Origin of the sequence: Pseudomonas fluorescens (genome assembly GCF_018614775.1) — a bacterium.
GTDB lineage: Bacteria > Pseudomonadota > Gammaproteobacteria > Pseudomonadales > Pseudomonadaceae > Aquipseudomonas > Aquipseudomonas fluorescens_BY.
In genome coordinates this window covers 24441-30764 of record NZ_JAGGOF010000004.1, presented here as the reverse complement: position 1 = coordinate 30764, position 6324 = coordinate 24441, and the positions used below count along the sequence as shown (strand labels likewise).

7 protein-coding genes are annotated in these 6324 nt (G+C 59.2%); all 7 read right to left on the bottom strand.

Annotated features, from left to right (window positions below; genetic code table 11):
- Nucleotides 1-550: 550 nt before the first annotated feature.
- On the bottom strand, nucleotides 551-1585 hold the full coding sequence (locus tag J7E36_RS01405) for an OmpA family protein (RefSeq protein WP_214999153.1): 1035 nt from the start codon (nucleotides 1583-1585) through the stop codon (nucleotides 551-553).
- Between the two features lie 107 nt (nucleotides 1586-1692).
- Nucleotides 1693-2283, bottom strand: a complete 591-nt coding sequence (sigX, locus tag J7E36_RS01400) for an RNA polymerase sigma factor SigX (protein WP_214999151.1) — start codon at nucleotides 2281-2283, stop codon at nucleotides 1693-1695.
- Between the two features lie 91 nt (nucleotides 2284-2374).
- Entirely contained in the window at nucleotides 2375-3199 is an 825-nt protein-coding gene (locus tag J7E36_RS01395) for a mechanosensitive ion channel family protein (protein ID WP_214999149.1), read from the bottom strand.
- A 2-nt stretch (nucleotides 3200-3201) separates the two neighbouring features.
- On the bottom strand, nucleotides 3202-3447 hold the full coding sequence (locus tag J7E36_RS01390) for a CrfX protein (protein WP_214999147.1): 246 nt from the start codon (nucleotides 3445-3447) through the stop codon (nucleotides 3202-3204).
- Between the two features lie 63 nt (nucleotides 3448-3510).
- Nucleotides 3511-4506, bottom strand: a complete 996-nt coding sequence (locus J7E36_RS01385; RefSeq protein WP_214999146.1) for a zinc transporter ZntB — start codon at nucleotides 4504-4506, stop codon at nucleotides 3511-3513.
- Nucleotides 4507-4531: 25 nt separating this feature from the next.
- Nucleotides 4532-5023, bottom strand: a complete 492-nt coding sequence (gene rraA / locus J7E36_RS01380; RefSeq protein WP_214999143.1) for a ribonuclease E activity regulator RraA — start codon at nucleotides 5021-5023, stop codon at nucleotides 4532-4534.
- A gap of 126 nt (nucleotides 5024-5149) precedes the next feature.
- Nucleotides 5150-6139, bottom strand: coding sequence for an alpha/beta fold hydrolase (locus tag J7E36_RS01375; RefSeq protein ID WP_214999142.1), 990 nt, complete (start codon nucleotides 6137-6139; stop codon nucleotides 5150-5152).
- Nucleotides 6140-6324 lie beyond the last annotated feature (185 nt).

Below are 6324 nucleotides of genomic sequence, written 5' to 3'. Positions count from 1 at the left end.
ACAACTCTGCTTCTGCTCTGCCCTACCCCACAGATCTGAGAGGTGCACGACCGCAAGAGCCAGGTCGGCTATAAGGCCGCCTCGGCGAGGTTTTGATCTGGGGCGCCCCGTTAACCACGATGGCCGAACGCAGGTATTGTGGAGTGGGCAATCCGGCATGGATGCCGGATTAGCCGCGCTGGGCCATGGAGGGCCCTTCGCGGCGGCCCCACGGAGCAATGCCGGAGTGAGGGCATGCCGAGCCTGGGCGAGGCACCGAGTGGTGGGGCAAGAGCGTTTTGCTTACTTTTGCGCTGTTCAAAAGTGAGCCGCTGTAAGAGCGGAACCCTAAGTGGCCGTTACCGCAGCAATGGATATGTACACCACCCACCAAATATAGACCAACTGCCAGGCCGCCATCGCGAGCAAGCTCGGCTCCCACAGGTTCTGTGCCAGACCCAACCCTCCCCCCAAACCACAGTTCCCAGACAGCCTCAGCACCTCACCTTGGATAAATCGCACGCAAAGAAAAGCCCGGCCTAAGCCGGGCTTTTCCAAAGCGGTGGGCTAATTACTTAGCTTTGGCTTCAACCTGCGCTTCTACGCGACGGTTAACTGCACGACCAGCTTCAGTGGCGTTGTCAGCAACTGGGCGGGATTCGCCGTAGCCAACAGACTGAACGCGGGACGATTCAACACCGTACTGGTTGGTCAGAACCTGCTTAACGGCGTTTGCACGACGCTCGGACAGTTTCTGGTTGTAAGCGTCAGGACCGACGGAGTCAGTGTGACCTTCAACAGTAGTGGTGGTGGATGGGTACTGCTTCATGAAGTCAGCCAGGTTCTTGATGTCGCCGTAGCTGTTAGTCTTGACGACCGACTTGTCGAAGTCGAACTTCACGTCCAGCTCAACACGTACGACTTCAGCAACAGCTGGGCAGCCATCAGCGTCAACAGTTACGTTGGCTGGGGTGTCAGGGCACTTGTCGACGTTGTCGCACACGCCATCGTTGTCGCTGTCGGAGCAGACTTCAGCCGGTGCTGGAACTGGAGCAGCAGCAGGCTTGGAGCCGCCACCGAAGTTCACACCGATACCGACGCTTGGCGCCCACTCGGTGTCGCCCTGGTCGATGTTGTATTGAGCTTCAACGCCAGCACGGGCGTAGAAATTGTCGGTGAAGTACAGCTTGGCGCCGCCACCAACGTTAGCGAAGGTAGAACGGTTACGACCGTTGCTGCCATTCTGGTCGATGCTCTGGTCGGAGAAACCGGCCGAGACGTAAGGACGCAGCATGTCGCCCGGGTTGTTGAAGTGGTACAGAGCGTCCAGGGCAGTGTTGGCGCCCTTGACGTTGGTACCGTCGTCGGTACGTGCGTTGTGTACTTCGTCGTAGGCCAGACGCAGTTCAACGTCGTCGGTCAGGAAGTAGCCAACCGAACCGCCGAACAGGTTGCCGTTGTTTTTGAAGTTACGAGCGCTGTCGAATTGTTCTTTCTTCGCGAAGCCTTCGATTTCAACTGCGCCTTGGCCTTGTGCCAGAGCGCCGAAAGAAGTGGCAGCAATCAAAGAACCAATGGCAAAGCCCAAGGTGTTTTTCAGTTTCATCCGTTAAATCCCCATCTGGTGATTGTGAAGCAGTCCCGCAAACCGGGGGACAACTCGGCGGCAAGTCTATCAGAACTTGCCTACACGTAAGAGATATTTGCACCGAACTAAGTTTCGGCAATGCCTGCAAATTTCTCACGCAATTTGTCAAGAGCGCGCTTGTAACGCATTTTTGTCGCGCTCAAACCCATGTGCATGATATCTGCGATCTCCTGGAACTCCAGCTCTGCGACAAATCGTAGCACCAGAATTTCCCGGTCAATCGGGTTCACATGAACCAACCAGCGATCCAGTCCACCCTTCTCCTCGGGCTTGGGCGTCTTTTCTTCAGACGCTTCTTCGAGAGGGTCCAGGCTCAACGCATCCATCAAGCGACGCTTGCGTCGTTCCTTGCGGTACTGCGTGATGCATTCGTTGTAGGTGATGCTGTAGAGCCAGGTCTTGAACTTCGATTTCCCCTCGAAGTTCTTCAGGCCATACAGCACCTTCAACATCACCTCCTGACAGACATCGTCAGCATCGCGATCGTTCCCCAGATACCGTGCACAGACGTTAAATAATGTCCTCTGGTACCGGCGCATCAACTCTTCGTAAGCACGCGTTACGTGAAACAGCTCCGTATGTGCACGCGCGACCAACTCCTCATCGGAGAGGTCACGGGGGTCGTAGCGCGTGGACAGCGATTGGGGTTTGTTCAAAACAGGTCGGGCCGACAGTCTAGGTCAATGTGCGCCGCAGCCTGCGGTAGCAGGCATTTTGCGGCGGCATACATTAGCAGGGTTTGCCGGGTTAGCGGCTACTCACATGCTGTTCCAGCAGGATCCGATTGGAGAGCGATACCAATTCGCCCTCCTCGGTCAGCAATGTGGTTTTCACCGTGCCGATCTCTTCGATCTGGCCTTCGACCTCGCCAACACGCACCTGTTGCCCAACCTCATACAACTCACGCACATAGATTCCCGCAAGAATCTGACCGGCGATTTCCCGGCTTCCCAATCCCATGGCCAGCGCAACCGCCAGACCAACGGTAATCAATACGATCACGATCACGTGGTTGAGCAGGTCGGTCTTGACCTCCAACTGACTGATCGCCACCGAAATACTGATGATGATCACCAGGCCCTGGGCGATTCGCCCAACGCCGGCGGCATAGTCCAGCCCCACGCCTTCGGCTGCGCCGCGCACCAGCCCATTGGCCAGTTGCGCCAGCAAAACGCCGACCAGCAACACCAGCGCGGCACCAAAAACCTTTGGCAAATACAGCGCAAGCATATCCAGCGTAGCTGAAACTCGCTCAAGGCCAAGGGATTCAGCCGCGGAAACGAGGAAAATCAGCAATACAAACCAATAGACGATCTTGCCGACCAGGGTCGAGATCGGCACCTGAATGCCGCCACGGGACAGCAGTTTGGTCAGGCCGGTGCCCCCCATCAGGCGATCAAGGCCCAGTTTGGCGAGCAATTTGGAGAGCAGCGTGTCCAGCAGCTTGGCCACGACGAAACCCAGCAACAGCACCACCAACGCGCCGAAGAGGTTCGGGATGAAGTTAGCGACTTTGGTCCACAACGCGGTCATTGCCGTGACGAGGCTCTGGGTCCAGGGATCAAGTTCCATATTCAATCAGCCTTATCAGCGGTGCGAGTAACAGGTTTACGACGGGAAACCGGCGAGACATGGGCCGACCCATTGTTCAAGGCAATCATCAGCGCGGGCAACCAGCGGCCCAGCAGGCTGAACAGGTCGCCGGCGCCGACCTGGCGGTTGGCGGTTTTCAGTACACGGCCCAGGCATGCATCGTCGTCCCGACTGGACGGCGAAGCGTTGAGCATGTCGCGCAGAGACTGTTCAAACGGATCGTGCATACGCACCTCTCGTGATGTCTGTGAAAGACGCGATCAAATTTCGTCGGGTCACATGAAGCCTCATCACACCCAGCGCAATCGCCGGAACAGCCACCATTGCCCCAGGGCGACGCAGACCATCAGCAAGCAGGCAACCATGAAACCGTATGGGCTCGTGGAGAACGGAATGCCGCCCACATTGGTGCCCAGAAGGCCGGTGAGGAAACTCATCGGCAGGAAAATCCCGGTGATGATGCCGAAGCGGTACATGGTGCGGTTCATGCGCACCGAAAGGCGCCGGTCTTCGGCCTCCAGCACAAGCCCCACGCGCTCCCGGGTCAACTCCAGCTCTTCAAGGTAACGGGTCAGGCTGTTGTTCAATTCGTTCCAATAGTCGCCGTCATCGTCGACAAACCATGGCAATTTCAACCGCGTCATCTGCGCGAAAATATCCCGCTGTGGTGCCAGGAATCGCTTCAGCCCGGCCGCCCTTCGACGGATGTGCAAAATGGCGTCGTGCTCGGGGGTATACCGTTCGTCGGTATCCAACTGTTCTTCTTCACCGTCAACGATTTCCGAGAGGCAGGTGACCAGGTCCTGCACCTTGTTGGTAAGGTACTGCGCCATATAAAGGATGAGTTCCGACGCGGTTTTCGGTCCCTTGCCCTCGGCCAATTGCGCCAGCAGCTCATCGGTGGCGCGCAATGGGCGCAAGCGCAGGGAGATCACCCGCTGGGCGGCCGCAAAGATCCGCACCGACACCATGTCTTCCGGCTCGGCGCCCGGGTTCAGATTGACGCCCCTGAGGAACAGCAACAATTCGGCGTTGGGCAATGGCAACAACCGCGGGCGGGTGTTTTCCTCCAGCAGCAGGTCACAGTTGAATTCGCTCAAGCCGCTGGATTTGCGCAGCCAGGTATGGGTTTGCGGATGACTGCGATCCCAGTGCAGCCACAGGCTTTCATGGGCCTGCAACTGCAAATCGTCGAGTTCGGTCCGGGCGATGGAACGCGCGCCGCCCTTACCGTCCAGCACCAGGGCATGCACCAGCCCCCACTGCGCGTTTTCTTCCTCGAACATCCTCATCCCTTATGGCTGTGGCGCTTCATTCAGGCATCTGCAGCGGGCTTGGCGAGACGATCACGCCGTTGTTGTCCGCATAGACATACTCGCCCGGCCGAAACGTCACGCCGGCGAAAGTCACCGCCACATTGAGTTCGCCGACGCCGCGCCGGTCGGTTTTCATCGGGTGGCTGGCCAGCGCCTGGACGCCGAGGTCGGTCTGGGCGATGACGTCGACGTCGCGGATGCAACCATAGATCACCAGCCCTTCCCAGCCATTCTTCGCGGCTTTTTCCGCGAGCATGTCGCCCAGCAGTGCCCGTCGCAGCGAGCCTCCGCCGTCAACCACCAGCACCTTGCCGTTGCCCGGGAGTTCAACCTGTTCCTTGACCCGCGAGTTGTCCTCGAAGCACTTGATGGTCACGATTTCGCCACCGAAGGAATCGCGACCGCCGAAATTACTGAACATCGGCTCCAGCACCTGCACCAGGTCCGGGTAGGCGTCGCACAGGTCGGGCGTGAGGTAATGGTTCATCGAACAACTCCTGGAAGGCTGGAACGTCAGCTGAATTGAGCAACCGATTGTGACCGGAACCGCTTGATGCGTCATATCTTAGCCGCAAGCCGACCGGAGCGAAATGCCCTTGTCAGAGCCCTCGCCTCATACCGCTTCGGCCAGGCTGGGCTGTTCTGCCAGCAGCGGTGAGCACTGATCTTCCAGCCAGCGCGCCACCAGTGGCCAGACTTCAGCGTGCGCGGCTTTGCTGACCAGCATCTCGACATGGCCGAAATCGCCTGTGAACCCCTGCGCCCGGCCCAGGCAGACAAACTGTTTGCGCTCGGAGCCGATCTGCTCGTAGAGCTTGCGGCATGCCCAGGTCGGGTCCTGGTGATCGCCCGCGGCACTCACCGCCAGCACCGGCACCTGGACGTCGGCCAGCCCGGCCCACCAGTTCTTCTCGGCGTCGCCAAAACGCCCGAACAAGCCGTACCAGCGCATGCTTTCCAACGCCAGGCCGATCGGCTCGTCCTCGGGGCCGCGCTTGAGTCGTGAGCCGGACAACTGGGCAAAACGCTTGAGGATGAATCGGCCGCTCCACTCCACGGGTGGAATCTTCAGCGGCCAGTAGGTACGGCTGACCTGGGTGCCAAAAAACGCCGCCGACGCCACGGCCGGCTCGCCCAGGTAGTGACCACCCAGCGCGGCTGCCAGGGTGATGCCACCGAGAGAATGGCCGATCCAGTGGGGCACCTGCCCGCTCTGCTCACGCACGAAGGCGGCGATGGCCGGCAAATCGTAACGGGCGTAGTCAGCCACCCGGTTGTGGCGGTAGTTCTGGTTGCGTTGGGATAACCCGTGGCCGCGCATCTCGGGGATCCACACATCGAACCCCAGGCGCGTCAGGTACGCCCCGAGGCCAAGGCCCTTGGGCGAATACCAGAAACGACGGTTGGAGAAACTGCCGTGCAACAGGATCACCGGGACGCCGCGGACCTGGCCGGCGTCGGCCATGCCCAGGCGGGTGACCGCCAGTTCAACGCTGTAGTCCGGACTGTTGCCGGGCTTCAAACGATAGACGTCTTCGCTCAGATCACCGCGCCGTTCGGCGCTGATCAGGGCGACAGGAAACAGGTTGCTGCTACTTTGCATAATGCTCTTGCACAAAAAAGGGCGGCTTCCGCCAGGATGCCCGCCCTGTTTCAATCAAAGGGACTCGTCAGTCAATCAAGCCAAAGACATGTGGGAGCGGGCTTGCTCGCGAATGCAGTGTGTCAGGCAACCTCAATGTGCCTGTTCCACCGCCTTCGCGAGCAAGCCCGCTCCCACAAGGGTCC

What these genes read in the sequence shown, in the direction of transcription:
- J7E36_RS01405 (WP_214999153.1), bottom strand. Translation starts at nt 1,585, where the DNA reads ATGAAACTGAAAAACACCTTGGGCTTTGCCATTGGTTCTTTGATTGCT.
- J7E36_RS01395 (WP_214999149.1), bottom strand. Translation starts at nt 3,199, where the DNA reads ATGGAACTTGATCCCTGGACCCAGAGCCTCGTCACGGCAATGACCGCG.
- J7E36_RS01390 (WP_214999147.1), bottom strand. Translation starts at nt 3,447, where the DNA reads ATGCACGATCCGTTTGAACAGTCTCTGCGCGACATGCTCAACGCTTCG.
- J7E36_RS01385 (WP_214999146.1), bottom strand. Translation starts at nt 4,506, where the DNA reads ATGTTCGAGGAAGAAAACGCGCAGTGGGGGCTGGTGCATGCCCTGGTG.
- rraA (WP_214999143.1), bottom strand. Translation starts at nt 5,023, where the DNA reads ATGAACCATTACCTCACGCCCGACCTGTGCGACGCCTACCCGGACCTG.
- J7E36_RS01375 (WP_214999142.1), bottom strand. Translation starts at nt 6,139, where the DNA reads ATGCAAAGTAGCAGCAACCTGTTTCCTGTCGCCCTGATCAGCGCCGAA.